The following is a 19,310-nucleotide window of genomic DNA, read 5'->3' on the forward strand; positions in this document are numbered from 1 at the left end:
ATGCGCAAGGTACTGAAGGTGATTGGCGGTCTGCTGCTGGCGTCTGGCGCCAGCCTGGCCCAGGCGGCAGAGGTGGACAGCGGTAACACGTTACGGTTGTACAACTGGACCGACTACATCGGTGAAACTACCCTGGCCGACTTCGAGAAGGCCACCGGCATCAAGGTCATCTACGACACCTTCGATGGCTACGAAACCGTGCAGACCAAGCTGCTCACCGGCCGTTCCGGCTACGATCTGGTCATGCTCAACGCCTCGCTGGTACCCCCGCTGATCAGCGCCGGTGTGTTCCAGGCCCTGGACAAGCAGCAACTGCCCAGTTGGCACAACCTCGACCAGCAGGTGGTGAACGACCTGCAGGGCTACGACCCTGGCCTGAAGTATTCGGCGCCCTACACCTGGGGCAGCTCGGGGGTCACCTACAACGTCGACAAGATCACCGCGCGCATGCCCGACGCGCCGATCGGTTCGCTGGCCATGCTGTTCGACCCCAAGATCGTCTCGCGCTTCGCCGACTGCGGTGTCACCCTGATGGACGCGCCCACCGAGGTCATCCCGCTGGCCTTGCAGTACCTGGGCAAGGACCCACGCAGCGCGTCGCCGGCCGACCTCAAGGCGGCCGAACAACTGTTACTGGGCATCCGCCCCTACATACGCAAGTTCGATTCGGTGAATTATCTCACCAGCCTGCCCAATGGTGATGTCTGCCTGGCGCTGACCTGGTCCGGTGACTATGCCACCGCCCAGGCCCGCGCAGTGGAAGCGAAGAAGGACATCAAACTGTCGTTCTTCATCCCCAGGGAAGGTTCGCTGATCTGGTTCGACAACCTGTACATCCCCAAGGATGCGCCGCACGCGGCCAACGCGCACCGTTTCATCGAGTTCTTGTTGCAGCCGCAGACCATGGCCAAGGTCACCGACTACATCCACTACGCCAACAGCAACGCTGCCGCTACCGCGCTGGTGCGTGATGACATCCGCCAGGACCCGGCCATCTACCCCGACGCACAAACCCGTGAGCGCCTCTTCGCGCAGAAAACCCAGAGCCCCAAGGACATGCGCGCCATCACCCGGGTCTGGAGCACGGTCAAGACCGGTTTCTGAACACTGCCCAAAAATTCCCGCCAAGGAGCTGCCCATGGCCACCCCAAGCAAAGCATTCGCCATTGCCCACGACCCGCTGGTGGAAGCCGACAAGGCCCACTACATGCACGGCTACCATGTGTTCGACGAACACCGCGAGCAAGGTGCGTTGAACATCGTCGCCGGTGAAGGCGCCTACATTCGCGACACCCACGGCAACCGCTTCCTCGATGCCGTCGGCGGCATGTGGTGCACCAACATTGGTCTGGGCCGTGAGGAAATGGCCGTGGCCATCGCCGACCAGGTACGCCAGCTGGCCTATTCCAACCCGTTCTCCGACATGGCCAACGACGTCGCCATCGAACTGTGCCAGAAGCTCGCGCAGCTGGCGCCGGGTGACCTGAACCATGTGTTCCTCACCACGGGCGGCTCGACCGCGGTCGATACGGCTTACCGGCTGATCCAGTACTACCAGAACTGCCGAGGCAAGCCGCACAAGAAGCACATCATCGCCCGTTACAACGCTTACCATGGCTCCACCACCCTGACCATGTCGATTGGCAACAAGGCCGCCGACCGGGTGCCGGAGTTCGATTACCACCACGACCTGATCCACCACGTCTCCAATCCCAACCCGTACCGCGCGCCAGATGACATGGACGAGGCGGAGTTCCTCGACTTCCTGGTGGCCGAGTTCGAGGACAAGATCCTCTCGCTGGGTGCCGATAACGTGGCGGCATTCTTCGCCGAGCCGATCATGGGCTCGGGCGGGGTGATCATTCCGCCCGAGGGGTACTTCCAGCGCATGTGGCAGCTGTGCCAGACCTACGACATCCTGTTCGTCGCCGACGAAGTGGTGACCTCGTTCGGGCGCCTGGGCACCTTCTTCGCCAGCGAGGAACTGTTTGGCGTCATCCCTGACATCATCACCACCGCCAAAGGCCTGACCTCGGCGTACCTGCCGCTGGGTGCGTGTATTTTTTCCGAGCGTATCTGGCAAGTGATTGCCGAGCCAGGCAAGGGCCGTTGCTTCACCCACGGTTTTACCTACAGCGGCCACCCGGTGTGCTGCACGGCGGCGCTGAAGAACATCGAGATCATCGAGCGCGAGCACCTGCTCGATCATGTCAAGGACGTGGGGGGTTACCTTGAGCAACGCTTGCAGAGCCTGCGCGATCTGCCGCTGGTGGGGGATGTGCGCTGCATGAAGCTGATGGCCTGTGTCGAGTTCGTCGCCAACAAGGCCAGCAAGGCACTGTTCGCCGATGAGGTGAACATCGGCGAGCGCATCCACAGCAAAGCGCAGGAAAAAGGGTTGCTGGTGCGCCCGATCATGCACCTGAACGTGATGTCGCCACCATTGATCATCACCCATGCGCAGGTGGACGAGATCGTCGAGACCCTGCGCCAGTGCATCCTCGAAACCGCGCGTGAACTCACGGCGCTTGGCCTGTACCAAGGCCGATGAACCTGGCGCAAAGGGCTGTGCGCGGGCGTGCCTGGCAGGCTAGACTGCCGGGCATGACCCAGGCCTCTCCCGATACCCCGCTTACCCTCACAATGGGCGCGCTGCAGCAGTGGCACGCGGCGTTGCAGCGCGCCCTGGCCCATGGCGAAACCGCCGAGGCGCTGGAGTATGTGGCCGCAGCCATCGGCCAGTTGGTGCGGGTGGAGTCGATGATGATCAGCCTTGAGTGCCAGGGGCGGGCGCCGCAGTTGCTGTACCAGCAAGGCATTCCCGAACGGCATCGGGCTGCCGTGCTGGAGCGCTATTTCAGCGCCGGCTACCTGCTGGACCCTTTCTGCCTTGCCGTGCAAAGCGGCCTGGCCGAAGGCTTTTACCACCTGCAGGAAATCGCCCCCGACAACTTCTTCGACAGCGACTACTACAAGGCCTATTACCTGGGTACAGGTTGCAGTGAAGACAGCTACTACATCGTCGACATCAGCGCAGGCCGCAAGCTGTCGCTGAGCCTGTTCCGAGGCTGCAGCGGCACGCGTCTGAACGCCGGGCAGGTCGACCTGTTGCGTGCGCTGGAGCCGATGGTGCGCGAACTGCTGGTGCGCTATGCCCGGCACAACCTGGAACCGGGCACTGCATCAACCGAGCGCGGCAGCCTGCAGGCAGCGTTCGACAGCTTTGGCTGCCAGGTGCTGACCGACCGCGAGCGGGAAGTGGCGCACATGATCCTGCGCGGGCACTCGGTGAAATCTACTGCGCAGGAGCTGGGTATCTCGCCGGAGACCGTGCGCATGCACCGCAAGAACCTGTACATGAAGCTTGGTATCAACTCGCAATCGGAGTTGTTTGCACGGTTTATCGACTGGTTACGCGGTGATCAGCTGGAAATCCATAGCGTAACGCGGTGAACAATACCCAATGGCTGACGTACATGCCGTCGGGCGTTTCCCAAGGCGCACCGGCAGCGACTGCACAGCACCAACCCGCTCGAAGGACAATGGCATCTTCTTCGCTGCTCAGCCCTCGCGGAACAATGTCCGGCTGAGGGCCTTTCTTGGCTACTTGGAGTCACTCGTCGCCTGCCCTGGCTAGTGGCGCTATAGTGGCTAAGCTGAGCGTTCAGCACTCTGCTCAACTGAGCAATCTGGTGCGCAATTACAAGGACGAAGTCATGGACGCTGAAAGGGATAGCAGAAACATTACCGGTGTCATTCGGGCCTACGGCGGGAGCGCGTTGTCGTTGTCTCCCGGTCAAAATGCCGGGGTACAAAGCCCGGGCATCTATGTGATCTATTTTGTCACGGACAGCAGGCAGGGCACTTGTCTCCCCTTCTACTGCGGGTTCACTTCGCGCTCAATCAGGCAAAGGCTTTATGAACACTCCCAGCCTGGTGGCCAGATCTACAAAATGCGTACTCTTGGCGGGGTCGAGACTAACAACGGCCTAGAGATTGCGACTGCTGGAGGCGAGGTCTATGTTGGCTACGTCGAATGCCAAGGCATGCTTGGGAAATTGATCGAAAGCAGCTTGCTCCTAAACTACGACTTCTTACTCAACGCGTCGGAAAATGGGCAACGGCGCCTACTCGATGTCACCGGGCTTCTGGATACCGAGTCCACCTGGGCTGCGCTCACGGATACCGATGTAGCCAGAGCTGCGATTGGTGATGACTGGAATGACGGTGTTGAGAATACTGTCAACGAAGCTATCGATGATGCGAGGATGATGAGGCTTTACCTGGAACAATTCAGGGGCCTTGCGTGAGTGTGCGAGACCCGATTGCGAAATATGGTGTGCTCCGGCACCTCCCGCAGAGCTGCTCGCAGGAGGCGATATCGGTCCGACTGGCGGAGGGCTGTAGCCTCTGCGACCAGGGGGATTATGAGGCCGCTGAGACCTGCTTTCGCGCCATTGTGCAGCAGATCCCTGACTCGGCTGCTGGCCACAACAATCTTGGTTGGGCCTTACAGCAGTTGGGGCGCAATGAGGATGCGATTTCGAGCTACAAAGTTGCGATCAGCCTGCAGCCAACGTTCAACCTGGCCAGGGCTAACTTGGCTTTTCTACTTGCAACACTATATGGCTACATAGGGCAGCATGACTCGGCCCGAGCAATGTGGAGGATGCTCGAAGAACTGTACCCGCGCGATCCAGAAATCCTGGATAACCTCGTCAGCACCTCATTGCGGGCTCACGATCTTGTCGACGCGGGTGTGTGGGCCGCGCACTATGCCACTGCAACTCGCGGGGTTGAGCGGACGTTATCTCAACCCGACACTTCCCAGCGTTCTGATGTTCCTCCTAGGGCTTCGCGGGCGAAGCTGGCCCACGACCTCGAGCAGTTACGCTATTTGCGAGACCATGGGCTGATTGGTCCGCAGCTTGTGGCGGAAATTGGCGCGTATGAGGCAGTTCTCCAACGATACGATCAAGCTGACAATTCTTTGAAGCCACCGGTCGTGGACGCGCCACTGCCAGCGTCCTACGGGCGGAATGTCCACCAACTGAACGCGCCGCGCCTGCCCGAAGGGGCCTTGAACCTGAGCCCGGCTCTGCTCCAGGCAGAGCGGGATTACCAGGAAAGCCCGCTGGGCCTTGTCGTGATCGATGACTTTCTGTCAGTAGATGCGCTGGCGCTCCTGCAGGCGTTCTGTTTGCAATCCACCATCTGGCACACCGACCGCTATGCACATGGTCGACTAGGGGCGTTCTTCAGGGATGGCTTCAACTGCCCGCTATTGCTGCAGGTCGCAGAGGAAATTCGGCGTTTCTTCCCCGAACTGATAGGCGTGCATCACCCACTCCTGCAGATGTGGGGATTCAAGTACCAGCATGATCAGCCAGCGACAAACCCACACGCCGACTTCGCCGCGGTGAACGTGAACTTTTGGATTACACCTGACGAGGCCAATCTTGATCACGATTCTGGAGGGCTTGTGATCTACGACGTCCAAGCGCCCCCGGACTGGGACTTCGAAACCTACAATCGGCACGGTGACCGGATTGTGGCGTTCCTGGAAGAGTCTGGGGCTCGCCCAGCGATCATTCCCTACCGTTGCAATAGAGCGATCATCTTCAATTCCGACCTGTTCCACGCGACCGCGCCACTGGCTTTTCGCACGGGCTACGTCAACCAACGGGTGAATGTGACCCTGCTCTATGGCGAGCGTGACCGATCATTGGGGCACTGAGACTGCCGAGCCCGGTTGGGGAGGGCACCGGGCTGGCAGTTTCGGTCATTCGCTTTGTGTCTCGATCTTCACCTGCAGACTACCCTGGTTGTCTTTTAGGCCTGCCCCATAAATCCCGTTGATGTCATCGTTGATACACAGCAGCAATGGACCAGACTGTCCTGCCGGCAATTTGATCTGCGGTCCAACCAAGAACGGAGCGTTGGTCCCGAGGCGACCGATCAACGCCCCCTCGAATGCACCGGGCAACGTGTAGCCTTCTTTTGCGCGGTAGCTAGTGTTGCCAGCGGGGCCTACCTTCCCTGTGGCAGGGTTGGCCGTCCAGGAGCCCTGCGCAGTTATCAGGGTGACTTGACGACCTGTCAATGTGACTCCAGTTTCCTGCCAGGCTTGGTTAGCCTGGATGGTCACGGCGACCGGGTACAGGATGTTGACCGCATCGCTGACGCTCTCTGCGCTGAAGCCTGCTTTCGTGAGTGCTTCAGTCATCTCAGTAGCCGGAGTGGCTGGCAAAACCTTTGGGCTGAGAATGGTCGTCCCGACCTCAAGTGCGGTCATGGCGGGATAGAGCGAATGCAGGATGGTTGCCAGCTGAGTCGCGGTCAGGGGGGAGAAGACTTCAATCACGGCTTCAGCCACGGTGGTACTGTCCTCGGTTGATCCAAGGGCCCGAGACTGCGACTGGGGCTGGGAAAGAGCGGTTCTTATCGCATCTAAAGGGCTCAGGCCTTGCTGTTTCAACGACTGCAGGATGCTGATCAAAGACTCGATGCTCATGTTGGATTCCTTTCGTAGACACTGACTGGGTGAGTGATGCATGTGAACGGGTAGATCCTGTTGCTCGTTGTAGCGATACAGCGGTGCGCATGAATGCTCAGGAGCGTCAAAAGCTCCCGCCTTTACCGATATGCGCTGACTAGCGCAGTTGATAGCTCCGCGGGCGAGATGTCGCTGAAGGCAGCCCTGAGTCCGGTTGCCGTGTCTGTCACGAGGTAGCCTGCTTTTGCCATAGCGCTTGCCAGTTCTGCAGCGCCAAGGTGGGGGAATGCTTTCAACAGATTGACTGCACACGCTTCACCCATGATGCCTTGGGCATACTGAGAGGCTGCAAACTGCACCGGGTCCGGGTACGCCAGGGCAAGCGCAGCTGCCAACTCAAGCGGGGGGGTGCCCGGCCATACAGCGAGCAGTGCCTTACTGGTTTCTAAGGATGTGTATCCACCTTGGGCCAGGGCATTGGCCAATGAACTCAGCGTGAGGGATTTGAACCTCTGCACCAGCTGACTCGCGCACTCAGTAGCTGGAACACCCTGGGCGAACATGCGTCGCGCCCAGTCCACTGGGCCGGAGTATGCGAAGGCCAATGCCGCGGCAAGGTCCGAGGGTGAAGTCTTTGGCCAGACGGCAATCAGGCCCTGGCTCGTGTCTTGCGCAGCGTAACCGCCTTGTGCCATTGCGCTGGCCAAAGTGTTCGGGGTGAGCGCCGGGAACGCCGCGAGCAACCGAGTGCCGCATTGGCTGCCTTCGATATGGAGGGCGTTGAGCGCTGCCGCCATTTCTGCTGCGGTCGAATAAGACGTGATCGTCACGTCGACTACAGCCGATGGCACACCCGCGACGTAGTCGACCTGGCCGGCGCCGGGCAGGGCCTGGACCTGCAGATGATAGACAACAGGGGTGTTCGACACACTGGCCAAGGCGAACTCGGCATGCACTACGCCACCTTCGTCGCGGGTTTGCAGATCGATGACCAGAAGAGAAGATCCCTCCCTCTTGGCCAAAACCTGGTAGCGGAATACTTGGGCCACGGCGCGCCAGCGCAACACTACGCTGCTGCCGGCACTGCTGGCTTGCAGCTCCTGAGGCTGATCTGGACGAACCAGTGTCAGCGTCTGGCTGTCAGGGCTGTCTACGGACGTATTCCCGCCTTGTGCCGCAACGCTGAAACCGTAATCACCTGCCGGCGAAGCCTCGTTGAAAATGAACGCGTATGTCGTGGGCGGAAGGGGCTGTTGCTGGTCAGGCCTGATTGGTTCTTTTTCGATTCCGCTTCCTGGTTGGGTAATTGAAAGCTCGTAGGACGAGGCACCCGCAACGGCAGGCCAGTTCAGTTGCACGCCGTAATCCGGCGCATTGACGGCTGGGGTTTGTTGAGCGCGTGGTTGGTCTGGCGCAGTCAGTCGATTGAATGGGGCCCCCGCCCAATCGGTGGCTGATTCACCACGAACACCTTGGACCTGTGCTTTGTAGGGGCCGGACGGCCACTGCACGTCAAACTCGAACGCACTATTGCGGGTGGCGCCATCTAGGCCCGGTCTATCGAGCAGGACCTTCGCAGCGCTGTCGAGCAATTGCGCGTGATAGCCTGCGTTGCCTTGGCCTCCACCCCAGGTCAGGGTAACGACGCGATTGCTGATGCTGACTCGCGGATTGTCGGGTGGGCTCTGTGTCGCGGTACCGGTACCGGTGCCAGTCCCAGTCCCAGTCCCAGTGCCAGTGCCAGTGCCAGTCCCACCGAAGAAACTGGTGACAGCGGCTACAGCGCCGGCCACCAATGCTCCGGCTGCGGCGCCGCCGGCCTCGGCGGCCGTGGCCGCTGCAAATGCCTCGGCCGCGGTCGCAACAACGGCATCTGCTGCTGCGCCGTCTATCAATGACTGGCATGCAAGGGTGGCCGCATAGGACGCTGCGGCCTTGCCCGCCGTCAGGCCGATGACGGCAGCAATGGCCTCACGGTTCTTCAGCAGGCCTCGGACAAATGACTCTGCTGCTGACGCAAGCGCGCGCTCTATGTAGTCGCCAAGTTCCGAGAACTCAATTGTGTTTGGTAGGGGGAAGCTCACGATCTCAGGAAAGGGTATTGCCACGGCGGTGAGTGAGGTATCCGCGACGGAAAGGGTGTAGGTCCCGTTGAGTAGCAGGTTCACGCCCTTATCATTCTCCTGAGTACTGAACGAGACACTCATCTTGAATTTTGACTGCAGCAACTTCTCGAATGCGAATCCGACCAGCTTGCCGCAACCGGGGCTGCCTTCCTTGGACAGTTCTTGTAAGGTCTTGATGAAGTCGATGGCTTTGGTCAGGTACTCGAAGCTCGGCCAGTTCGTGACCTGGAAACCTCCGTCCTTGCTGTATCGAAGCCCTAGGGAAGTGCCCTTGGGCAGAAACGGCGAATGATCGGACAGGGCCGTGAGCGCGCAGTCGATCTGTGAGTTGCCCTTGGCATTCTTGATGGTCTTCACACTGACGTCGACACCGAATGGCGCCTGCATGAACCAGATGCTGCCGACGAACCCCATCGATGACTTACCCTCGACTGTGGACAGCTCGAAGGCCGGCCCGCCGCTGGGTTCGCTGGCGTGCGCGGCAGCGATGGTGACGATGAAGAGGTTGATGGGCTTCCCTAGGCCGATGTCGGCAGTGACGCCATCCTTACCAATCTGGATAGTGCCGATCACTTCCAGGGTCTCGACCAGCTTCAGTTCGAACAACGCTCTGATGTTGAACCCGTTCTGATAGTCAATGCTGCTCGCGAGGGGGGCTGAGGGAAGTTCACCTGCGGCAGGGCAGGCGAATGTCTCCAGCCTTTCAGGCTGCTTGTCGCTTGCTAAGCGGTAGTACAGCTCGGTGCCCGCCATGAATGTGATGTCGATGAGGGAAGTGGGCCACAGCGCTCCGGGGATGCATTGGTTGAACACATCGCCGATCGACAGGGTCTTGTCGACCTTGACGCTGGCCACCTGGGGTTTGCCGTTCTGTAGGTAGATGTACCCGGTAAGCTGGGCGGAGCCGACCTGAACTGTACCCTGCACCTGGATGCTTCTCTGCGCGTCGGTGCTGCCATACTTGGCGAACACCCCGAAGACCAGGCGCCGGAACGAAATACCGCGCATCTGGCCATCGAAAAGCCGGGGGACGCTTTCGTCTGGCTCGACGCTCTGCAGGCAGGCCGAGAACGTCTTATTGACATCGTCTGAAATCAGCGCCCCTTGGAACAGATACTCCTTCTGATCGAAAAGTGATACACGCAGCAAACCTTTGACAGCGAGCTGTCTGGCAGTGCTGAAGCGGTAACGGACCTCGACGTTCTCGAAGCCGAAAATCTTGAACAGGCGGATGTTGGGCAAACTTGCCGAATAGATGGCCTCTTTGACTGCGGTGCCGGCAACGGTCCCTTTGGACAGCACCGCCGACAGTGAAAGCTTGTCCCCCGCGCCTGCTGGCGAGTCGTAGCCGATTTCAATCAGACTACCGAATAGCTCGATGTCCTTTAGGCTAACCGTCAGCCAAAAGCCCGCGGTATTGTCCATCGGCGCGGTGGTCCCGGATACGCTGGATGGGACCGGTGACTGCGGGAAAATACTATCCAGGTAGGTTTTAGGGGGGGGCGATCCTTCGCCGAAGTGGCTGAAGGTAAAAAAACCGGCATCGTTGACCCGTAGATGTCCGGTGGGAAGGTCAGTTTTGAAGGCTCTGTTTATTACGGCCAAAACATCCCATCCCTCTGCTAACCCTGTTCCCAAGTCTGCATAGATCAGGCTGTACTGACGTGACAGGTCAAGCTGGCACTTGCTCTGGGTGGCAAACATGCCACCAAAAATCTCCGACCAGGCAAAGTGCGCCGTAATGCGGATATCCATGGGCAAGGTGCCCTCCCGCAGGCTGGTGAATCAAAGCGGTGGGGCACAGAAGTATGCCCCACCGAGAAGGGGTCAAGGCGTGACGACGAATTTCCCGTCTTTGTAGGTGCCTTCGGAGACTTCCACGTTCAGCGCCTGAACGACCTTGGCGTCACCGCCAATGGCATCAGAGATGAGGTCCATTGGTGGTGCAACTGCAACGTATACCTGGTTAGTGGCACCCACAGCGACTTCGAGAAGCTTCTGTTCTACCGCCCCTGCTTCAGGGCCCTTCGAGGTAACAGTGAAAGTGAACGGCTTATCGGCAGTGGGTGCGGAGTCAGGGATGGTGAGCGAAGCCTCGTAGGTCTTCTTGTCGATCAAAAATTCAGCGTTAACTTTGGCACTGATAGCCATTCTGAGAACTCCATTCTGCATTGATTGGCGGGTATGAGGGGCCACCTTCCTGGTGACACGATGGCGGCGCTCAAAGAATCTAGTAGGCATTGGGAGATGTAGCAAATGGCCATGTTCATTTTGACAATGATTGCAAGCTCATTGGCCCCAAAACCTCATTGACCGCCGAAGCCTTGAAATTGCGCTGCCCGTGTTCGCGGGCGCGCCCGCGAGGGGCATGGTGTGTTCATATGGCCTGTTGCCCGATCAACGCCAGGCACCGCTGCACGATCGGGCTTACATCACCCTTGCGCCGGCTGAGGATGATGGGGCTGACGGCGCCGCTATCAAGCAGGCCGACATACTCGATATCGGTACGGTGCTGCTGCTGTACCGATGCTGGCACCAGGGTCACCCCGACGCCAACCGCTACCAGGCCGATGGCGGTCTGCAGTTCGTTGGCCCATTGGCTGACACGAATGCTCATGCCGTGGTGGGCGAACAGCGCCAGCACGTGGTCGGCATAGCTGGGCCGGGGATTGGCTGGGTAGAGGATGAACGCTTCGCCAGCCAGCTGGGCCAGAGTGAGGGGGCTGCCCGCCAGGGGGTGGCCCTTGGGCAGCACGGCCACCAGCGGGTCCTCGCACAGCACCTGCTGGTGAATCACCGGGTCGTCGATGCGAATGCGCCCGAAGCCAATGTCGATACGCCCGCTTTTCAGCGCCTCCACCTGTTGCAAGGTGGTCATCTCGTTCAGGCCCAGTTCCAGCTCGCTGTCCTGGCGCAGTTCGCGGATCAGCTCCGGCAGCACGGTGTACAGGGTAGAGGGCGCAAAGCCGATGCCCAGCCACTGGCGTTGGCCCTGGCCGATGCGGCGGGTGTTGTCGCTGATGTTCTGCAACTGCTGCAGCACGGTGCAGGTCTGCTCGTAGAAGAAGCGGCCGGCTTCGGTCAGCCGCAGCGGACGTTCGCGCACCACCAGCAGGGTGCCGAGCTGGTCCTCCAGCTGGCTGATCTGCCGGCTCAGGGGTGGCTGGGCGATGTGCAGCAGCTCGGCGGCGCGGGTGAAGTTCAGGGTCTCGGCCAAGACTTTGAAGTAACGCAGGTGGCGCAGCTCCATCAGACCTCCAGGGTATGGTGGGAGATTCATTTGATATTGGACGGTCGTCAGGGTCTCGCGCAATCCTTCAACAATCAAGTAAACGCATCACACGGGCCTGCGACTGGAAGCCCGACCTGACGGGACCTGGCAACAATGACAAGCGCGCTGATTGAACACATAGATGCAATTATCGTCGATCTCCCAACCATTCGCCCGCACAAGCTGGCGATGCACACCATGCAGCAGCAGACCCTGGTGGTATTGCGACTGCGCTGCAGTGATGGCGTGGAAGGCATCGGTGAAGCCACCACCATCGGTGGCCTGGCGTATGGCTACGAAAGCCCCGAAGGCATCAAGGCCAACATCGACGCGTACCTCGCCCCGGCGCTGATCGGCCTGCCGGCAGACAACATCAATGCCGCCATGCTCAAGCTGGACAAGCTGGCCAAGGGCAACACCTTCGCCAAGTCCGGCCTCGAAAGCGCCTTGCTCGACGCCCAGGGCAAACGCCTGGGCCTGCCGGTCAGCGAACTGCTGGGTGGCCGCGTACGTGACAGCCTGGAGGTGGCCTGGACCCTGGCCAGCGGCGACACCGCCCGCGACATCGCCGAAGCTCAGCACATGCTGGACATTCGCCGGCACCGGGTGTTCAAGCTGAAAATCGGCGCCAACCCGGTGGCGCAGGACCTCAAGCACGTGGTCGCGATCAAGCGCGAGCTGGGTGACAGCGCCAGCGTGCGGGTCGACGTCAACCAGTACTGGGACGAGTCCCAGGCCATCCGCGCCTGCCAGGTATTGGGCGACAATGGCATCGACCTGATCGAGCAGCCGATTTCGCGTATCAACCGCGGTGGCCAGGTCCGCCTGAACCAGCGCAGCCCGGCACCGATCATGGCCGATGAGTCGATCGAAAGCGTCGAGGACGCCTTCAGCCTGGCCGCCGACGGCGCCGCCAGCATCTTCGCCCTGAAAATCGCCAAGAATGGTGGCCCGCGCGCGGTGCTGCGCACTGCACAGATCGCCGAGGCCGCTGGCATCGCCTTGTACGGCGGCACCATGCTCGAAGGCTCGATCGGCACCCTGGCTTCGGCCCATGCATTCCTCACCCTGCGCCAGCTCACCTGGGGTACGGAGTTGTTCGGGCCGCTGCTGCTGACCGAGGAGATCGTCAACGAACCGCCGCAATACCGCGACTTCCAGCTGCACATCCCCCACACCCCAGGCCTGGGCCTGACGTTGGACGAACAGCGCCTGGCGCGCTTCGCCCGTCGCTGATCAGCAAGCAAGGAGATAACCATGTTGTTCCACGTGAAGATGACCGTAAAGCTGCCGGTCGACATGGACCCGGCCAAGGCCGCCCAGCTCAAGGCCGACGAAAAGGAACTGGCCCAGCGCCTGCAGCGCGAAGGCACCTGGCGCCACCTGTGGCGCATTGCCGGGCATTACGCCAACTACAGCGTGTTCGATGTGCCCAGCGTCGAGGCATTGCATGACACGCTGATGCAGCTGCCGCTGTTCCCGTACATGGACATCGAGGTCGACGGCCTGTGTCGGCATCCCTCGTCTATTCACAGCGACGATCGCTGATTCGCACCTGTATGCCTGACAAGAACAATACGAGGTAAGCACGATGACCGTGAAAATTTCCCACACTGCCGACATTCAAGCCTTCTTCAACCGGGTAGCTGGCCTGGACCATGCCGAAGGAAACCCGCGCTTCAAGCAGATCATTCTGCGCGTGCTGCAGGACACCGCCCGCCTGATCGAAGACCTGGAGATTACCGAGGACGAGTTCTGGCACGCCGTCCACTACCTCAACCGCCTGGGCGGCCGTAACGAGGCAGGCCTGCTGGCTGCTGGCCTGGGTATCGAGCACTTCCTCGACCTGCTGCAGGATGCCAAGGATGCCGAAGCCGGCCTTGGCGGCGGCACCCCGCGCACCATCGAAGGCCCGTTGTACGTTGCCGGGGCGCCGCTGGCCCAAGGCGAAGCGCGCATGGACGACGGCACTGACCCAGGCGTGGTGATGTTCCTTCAGGGCCAGGTGTTCGATGCCGACGGCAAGCCGTTGGCCGGTGCCACCGTCGACCTGTGGCACGCCAATACCCAGGGCACCTATTCGTACTTCGATTCGACCCAGTCCGAGTTCAACCTGCGCCGGCGTATCATCACCGATGCCGAGGGCCGTTACCGCGCGCGCTCGGTCGTGCCATCGGGGTATGGCTGCGACCCGCAGGGCCCAACCCAGGAATGCCTGGACCTGCTCGGCCGCCATGGCCAGCGCCCGGCGCACGTGCACTTCTTCATCTCGGCACCGGGGCACCGCCACCTGACCACGCAGATCAACTTTGCGGGCGACAAGTACCTGTGGGACGACTTTGCCTATGCCACCCGCGACGGCCTGATCGGCGAACTGCGTTTTGTCGAGGATGCGGCGGCGGCACGCGACCGCGACGTGCAGGGCGAGCGCTTTGCCGAGTTGTCATTCGACTTCCGCTTACAGGGTGCCCAGTCGCCTGACGCCGAAGAGCGAAGCCACCGGCCGCGGGCGTTGCAGGAGGGCTGAGTCCGAGGTTTTGTCACTGTGATTTTGCCTGGGGCTTTCCGTGCGGGGAGGTCCCGGGCTTTTTGCTGCAAGGGCCTGGTGATCTAGAATCGTCTTTTTGCTCAGGCCCCACACCATGCTCCCCCTCGCGCTGCTGCCAACCACCATCGACCAGGCTCCGCTGATCCGCAACCTCTACCAGTTCTATTGCTACGAGTCCTCCGACTGGGAGCAGGAAGACGTCGAGGCGGACGGCCGTTTCTACATCCACGAGGAGCACCTGCACCGCTACTGGCAGGACGACGGCTGGGGCGCGTATCTGGTGCTGGTGGACGGATTCATCGCCGGCTTCGTGCTGGTCGAGCGCAGCGAACTGCCTGGCATCGATGCGCACGAGCTTGCCGACCTGTTCATCTTGAAGAAGTACCGTCGCCAGGGCATCGGCCGAGCGGTGGCGTTGCAGTTGCTGGGGGGGGAGGGTGACTGGCTGCTGCGTTGCTACGCACAGGATCTGCCCGCCGTGGCTTTCTGCAATGCCGTGCTGGCGAGCCTGCCGCGGCCGGCGCAGGCTATCGCCTTGGGGGATGAGCCGGACTTGCTCAATTTTCTGGTGACCGGCACCCGCCATTGAGGGGGGGGGCGCCTTTTCGTGGGGTGGATAAGGGATAGCGCCATTTTTGTGATGTGCTTCACAAAACGCTCGTGAGCGGCATAATGCCACCATCGCTTTCCAAGACCCGGCCGCCGCGTGCCGGGGTCCGTTTTCATGCGCTTCGAAGGTTCAGGTAAAGTTCATGTCGCTCGCAGCAAACCCCGACATCATGTACCGGCTGTTGATCCAGAGCGTGGTGGATTATGCCATCTACCTGCTCACCCCTGAAGGTATCGTCGCCAACTGGAACCCCGGCGCCCAGCGCGCCAAGGGGTACCGTGCCGAGGAAATCGTCGGTCAGCATTACTCGTTGTTCTACACCGATGCCGAGCGCGTAGCCGGGTTGCCGGCGTTAAACCTGGAGCAGGCGCGCAGCACCGGACGCTTTGAAGAAACGGGCGCACGCCTGCGCAAGGACGGGACGGTCTTCCACGCCCATGTGGTCATCGAAGCGGTTTACGACGATGCCGGGCAACTGGTGGGTTTCGCCAAGGTCACCCGCGACATTTCCGAACGTCACCGCCAGGAGCTCGAACTGCTGCAGGCCAAAGAGCTGGCCGAGCAGTACAGCCAGGAAATGGCCAAGCTTTCGCAGTTTCTCGATTCGGTGATTGCCAACATTCCCGCGAGCGTCATCGTCCAGGACCTGGAAACCCAGCGCATCCTGTTGGCCAATCAGCAGGCCGAACGTCTGTTCGGCGGGCCTCAGCGCAGCATGATCGGCCAGTTGCCCAGGGAATGCCTGGCACCGGCTGCCGGTGACTACCTGGAACAGCAACTTGTGCGTGGTGCCCGCAGTACCAAAGGGCACGCCGCCGAAACGCGCGTCGACACCGCCCGTGGCCCTCGCACCCTGCGCAGCCGTACCCTGCTCAGCCAGAGCCGCGAGGGGCAGGCCGATTACGTGTTGTTCGTGGCTGAAGATGCCACCGAAGAGCTGGCCGCCCATGCGCAGATCCATCACATGGCGCACCATGACGCGCTCACCGGGCTGCCCAACCGTACGCTGTTCCACGAACGGCTACGCCAGGCCCTGTTGCGCGGCAGCGAAAACGCCAAGCTGACGGCTGCCCTGTGCCTGGACCTGGACAACTTCAAGAACATCAACGACTCCCTGGGCCATGCCTTTGGTGACAAGCTGCTACGCGAGTTGGGCAAGCGTCTGCGCCGCGAACTGCGTGAGCACGACACCTTGGCCCGCCTGGGTGGCGACGAGTTCGCCGTGGTGCTGACGGGCCTGGAGGGGCGGGATGCCGCGTGTAATACCGCCCAGCGCCTGATCAAGGCCATCAGCCCGCCATTCCAGATCGAAGGGCATCAGTTCGTGGTGGGGGTGAGCATCGGCATCGCCATCGCGCCTGATGACAATGACCAGGCAGAGCAACTGTTGGGTTACGCCGACATGGCCCTGTACCAGGCCAAGCGTAACGGCCGTAATCGTTATGAATGCTTTGATGTCGAACTGGACGTTGCTGCCCGTCAGCGCCGCCTGGTGGAAACCGACCTGCGCACAGCGTTGCACCTGGGGCAGTTGCAGCTGCACTACCAGCCGGTAGTCGATCATCAGACCAGCAGCGTTACCGGTTATGAGGCGCTGCTGCGCTGGGAACACCCGACCCGTGGCATGGTCATGCCGATGGACTTCATCCCCATTGCCGAAGAAACCGGGTTGATCCACGAGCTGGGCAACCGTGCGCTGAATCTGGCTTGCCAGGAGGCGGCCAGTTGGGACAGTGAGCAGACGGTGTCGGTCAACCTGTCGGCGGTGCAGTTCAAGAACGGCGACCTGGTGCATTCCGTCGCCCTCGCGCTGGCCGACTCGGGCCTGCCGCCGCAGCGGCTGGAGCTGGAAATTACCGAGTCGGTACTGCTGGGCAACAGCGAGGAAAACGTGCGTACCTTGCGCGCACTGAAAGACCTGGGCGTGTCCATTTCACTGGATGACTTTGGTACCGGCTACTCATCGCTGGGCTACCTGCGTTCATTCCCGTTCGACCGGATCAAGATCGACAAGTCGTTCGTGCATGACATGTGCGACAGCCGCGAGGCCATGTCGATCATTCGCGCCATTACCGAGCTGTCCAACAGCCTGATGATCAAGACCACGGCCGAAGGCGTGGAGTCGGAGGAGCAGATGCGCCGGCTCGCGGCGGAAGGCTGTTCGCACTTCCAGGGCTACTTTTACGGGCGGCCGGCACCGGCGGGCGAGCGGTTGAAGCAGGTCATCACCCAAGAACAATGACTAGCGCGGCGGCCTCAGCTGTTCCAGTCCGGGGCAAACGGCGGGCTAACCACGCGTTGGTCTTTCGGCAGCCCGGCAATGGCTGCGCGGTCTTCGTCATCCAGCTGCACGGTCAACGCGGCCAGGTTGGCCAGCTGGTTATCGCGGCTGCTGGCTTTGGGGATCGCCGCCACGCCGTCCTGGTCCAGCAGCCATTTCAGCGCCACCTGGCTGGGCAGCACACCATGCTTGCGGGCAATTGCCTGGATCACCGGCTGCGCCGCTGCCTGGCCGCGTGCCAGCGGGGTGTAGGCGGTGAGCAACAGGTCATGGCTGCGGGCGAAGTCGAGTAGCGGTTGCTGGCTGAGCAGAACATGGTATTCCACCTGAATCGCCGACAACGGCGCGCCCAGGGTTTCCACCACCTGGCGCAGTAACCCCAGCGGGAAGTTGGCCACGCCAATGTGGCGCGCCTTGCCTTCGTCACGCAGCGCTACCAGGGTGTCGATGCTGCGGGCCAGGTCCCAGTCCGTGCCTGGCCAGTGGATATGGAACAGATCGACCTGTTCGGTACCCAGCGCGCGCAGGCTGTCTTCCAGCGATTGACGCATGGCGTTGGGCTCCAGGCGGTCCCACCAGACCTTGGTGGTCAGGTGGATCTGCTCGCGTGGCACGTCGCTGTCACGCAGCGCCTGGCCAACGGCCGCTTCGTTTTCGTAGGCGGTGGCAGTGTCGATGTGCCGGTAACCCACGTCCAGTGCCTGGCGCACGGCCTGGGTGCATTCACTGCCGGTCATTGGCCAGGTGCCCAGGCCGATGGCGGGCAGGTCCAGGCCGGTGCGGGTGCTGAGCCTTTGCATGTAAATTCCTTGTAGGGTGTGCAGGGTCGGTCGATGGTCGGCGATCAACCGTGCACGGACCATGCAGACAACGTGGAAAGTGGTCGATCAGCGAACAGAAATTGCACTTGGCCGGGTCAAGCGGCAAATGAACTTCCTTATTCTGCGCCATCTCTTCTAGAATCCCAGCTGTTACATCCGCCAGGCAATGCCTGCGCGGCCTTCCTTGGGCGGGGCATGCTGCCGCGCCGTCATCGAGAGAGCCATGAGTTCCAGCACACCGCTGTCCGGCGTCAACCAACCTCTGCGCGGCATCGCGTTGGTGGTGGTGGCGACGTTCCTGTTCGCCAGCCACGATGCCTTGTCCAAATTCCTGGGTGGCCTGTACCCGATAGTCATGGTGGTGTGGGCGCGTTATGTGGTGCACACGCTGCTGATGGCCGGTATCTTCCTGCCCAAGTCTGGGCTCAATGTATTGCGCACACGCCGGCCGGTATTGCAGACCTTGCGGGCCCTGAGCCTGCTGAGCACCAGCCTGCTGTTCACGACCGGTTTGCAATACCTGCCACTGGCCGAGGCCACGGCCGTCAACTTCCTTGCCCCGGTGCTGGTCACCGCGCTGTCGGCGCCGCTGCTGAAAGAGCGAGTGACAGTGGGGCAGTGGGTGGCGGTGGTGATGGGCTTTATCGGCGTGCTGGTGGTGGTGCACCCTGGCGGGGCGATGTTTACCCCGGCCATTCTGTATCCGTTCGGTTCGGCATTGGGCTTCTGCTTCTATCAGTTGCTGACGCGGATTCTGGCGGCGCATGACAGCCCGACCACCAGCAACTTCTATGCGGGTTTGTGCAACACCTTGGCAATGAGTGCCCTGGTGCCGTTCTTCTGGGAGGTGCCGCGCTGGGACCATGCCCTGTTGATGCTGGCACTGGGCGGCTTTGGCATGACTGCGCATCTGCTGTTGACCCAGGCCTTCCGCCATGCAGCGCCGGCGTTGCTGGCGCCGTTCAGCTATTGCCAGATCGTCTTTGCCGGGTTGCTTGGCTTCGTGGTGTACAGCCAGGTGCCGGATACCCTGAGTCTGGTGGGGATTTCGGTGATCTGCCTCAGCGGGCTTGGCGCCGCGTGGATGCAGCGGAGCAAATAGCAGCCGCGTACTTCAGGCCGTACGACCCGCAGGAGCAGCGTTGCGCTGCGAGAGG

The 19,310-nt window shown here is 61.2% G+C and carries 16 protein-coding genes; 11 read left to right on the forward strand and 5 right to left on the reverse strand.

Annotation, left to right across the window (positions count from 1 at the left end; genetic code table 11):
- The 5 genes from ACF8FG_RS19785 to ACF8FG_RS19805 all read left to right on the forward strand — a co-directional run bounded on the left by ACF8FG_RS19785 (position 1) and on the right by ACF8FG_RS19805 (position 5,737).
- Positions 1 to 1,104 (forward strand): polyamine ABC transporter substrate-binding protein, encoded by a 1,104-nt coding sequence (locus ACF8FG_RS19785; RefSeq protein ID WP_019438335.1) that lies wholly within the window; start codon positions 1 to 3, stop codon positions 1,102 to 1,104.
- Positions 1,105 to 1,138: 34 nt separating this feature from the next.
- Positions 1,139 to 2,551: an aminotransferase gene (locus ACF8FG_RS19790; protein ID WP_019438334.1), complete on the forward strand. Its 1,413-nt coding sequence runs from the start codon at positions 1,139 to 1,141 to the stop codon at positions 2,549 to 2,551.
- Between the two features lie 53 nt (positions 2,552 to 2,604).
- On the forward strand, positions 2,605 to 3,453 hold the full coding sequence (locus ACF8FG_RS19795) for a helix-turn-helix transcriptional regulator (RefSeq protein WP_318081761.1): 849 nt from the start codon (positions 2,605 to 2,607) through the stop codon (positions 3,451 to 3,453).
- 194 nt (positions 3,454 to 3,647) lie between these two features.
- Positions 3,648 to 4,310 (forward strand): hypothetical protein, encoded by a 663-nt coding sequence (locus tag ACF8FG_RS19800; protein WP_148236304.1) that lies wholly within the window; start codon positions 3,648 to 3,650, stop codon positions 4,308 to 4,310.
- Complete coding sequence (locus tag ACF8FG_RS19805) at positions 4,307 to 5,737, forward strand: tetratricopeptide repeat protein (protein ID WP_158284462.1); 1,431 nt, start codon at positions 4,307 to 4,309, stop codon at positions 5,735 to 5,737. The genes ACF8FG_RS19800 and ACF8FG_RS19805 overlap by 4 nt, the downstream gene beginning before the upstream one ends.
- 45 nt (positions 5,738 to 5,782) lie before the next feature.
- On the opposite strand, the gene ACF8FG_RS19810 is transcribed toward ACF8FG_RS19805, so the two are convergent.
- The 4 genes from ACF8FG_RS19810 to catR form a co-directional block, all read right to left on the reverse strand.
- On the reverse strand, positions 5,783 to 6,514 hold the full coding sequence (locus ACF8FG_RS19810) for a hypothetical protein (RefSeq protein WP_041166920.1): 732 nt from the start codon (positions 6,512 to 6,514) through the stop codon (positions 5,783 to 5,785).
- A 122-nt stretch (positions 6,515 to 6,636) separates the two neighbouring features.
- Entirely contained in the window at positions 6,637 to 10,377 is a 3,741-nt protein-coding gene (locus ACF8FG_RS19815) for a hypothetical protein (protein ID WP_076402919.1), read from the reverse strand.
- 72 nt (positions 10,378 to 10,449) lie between these two features.
- Entirely contained in the window at positions 10,450 to 10,773 is a 324-nt protein-coding gene (locus tag ACF8FG_RS19820; RefSeq protein WP_014590562.1) for a hypothetical protein, read from the reverse strand.
- A 226-nt stretch (positions 10,774 to 10,999) separates the two neighbouring features.
- Positions 11,000 to 11,872 (reverse strand): HTH-type transcriptional regulator CatR, encoded by an 873-nt coding sequence (catR, locus tag ACF8FG_RS19825; protein WP_014590563.1) that lies wholly within the window; start codon positions 11,870 to 11,872, stop codon positions 11,000 to 11,002.
- 135 nt (positions 11,873 to 12,007) lie between these two features.
- On the opposite strand from catR, the gene ACF8FG_RS19830 reads away from it, so the two are divergent.
- From ACF8FG_RS19830 to ACF8FG_RS19850, 5 genes are all read left to right on the forward strand, one after another.
- On the forward strand, positions 12,008 to 13,129 hold the full coding sequence (locus tag ACF8FG_RS19830; RefSeq protein ID WP_014590564.1) for a muconate cycloisomerase family protein: 1,122 nt from the start codon (positions 12,008 to 12,010) through the stop codon (positions 13,127 to 13,129).
- Positions 13,130 to 13,150: 21 nt separating this feature from the next.
- Entirely contained in the window at positions 13,151 to 13,441 is a 291-nt protein-coding gene (catC, locus tag ACF8FG_RS19835; protein ID WP_003256111.1) for a muconolactone Delta-isomerase, read from the forward strand.
- 43 nt (positions 13,442 to 13,484) lie between these two features.
- Positions 13,485 to 14,420, forward strand: coding sequence for a catechol 1,2-dioxygenase (catA, locus tag ACF8FG_RS19840; protein WP_076402920.1), 936 nt, complete (start codon positions 13,485 to 13,487; stop codon positions 14,418 to 14,420).
- Between the two features lie 115 nt (positions 14,421 to 14,535).
- Complete coding sequence (locus tag ACF8FG_RS19845; RefSeq protein WP_014590566.1) at positions 14,536 to 15,030, forward strand: GNAT family N-acetyltransferase; 495 nt, start codon at positions 14,536 to 14,538, stop codon at positions 15,028 to 15,030.
- A gap of 163 nt (positions 15,031 to 15,193) precedes the next feature.
- Positions 15,194 to 17,293 carry a bifunctional diguanylate cyclase/phosphodiesterase gene (locus ACF8FG_RS19850; protein ID WP_019438328.1) on the forward strand — a complete coding sequence of 700 codons (2,100 nt, stop codon included), beginning with the start codon at positions 15,194 to 15,196 and terminating at the stop codon, positions 17,291 to 17,293.
- Between the two features lie 14 nt (positions 17,294 to 17,307).
- Here the strand turns inward: ACF8FG_RS19850 and ACF8FG_RS19855 are convergent, their stop codons facing one another.
- Positions 17,308 to 18,132, reverse strand: coding sequence for an aldo/keto reductase (locus ACF8FG_RS19855; RefSeq protein ID WP_014590568.1), 825 nt, complete (start codon positions 18,130 to 18,132; stop codon positions 17,308 to 17,310).
- A gap of 244 nt (positions 18,133 to 18,376) precedes the next feature.
- Here ACF8FG_RS19855 and ACF8FG_RS19860 point away from each other — a divergent pair, with 244 nt between their 5' ends.
- A complete protein-coding gene (locus ACF8FG_RS19860; protein WP_019438327.1) occupies positions 18,377 to 19,255 on the forward strand; it encodes a DMT family transporter in 879 nt (292 codons plus the stop codon).
- Positions 19,256 to 19,310 lie beyond the last annotated feature (55 nt).

Source organism: Pseudomonas sp. YQ_6, from assembly GCF_043103245.1.
GTDB lineage: Bacteria > Pseudomonadota > Gammaproteobacteria > Pseudomonadales > Pseudomonadaceae > Aquipseudomonas > Aquipseudomonas alloputida.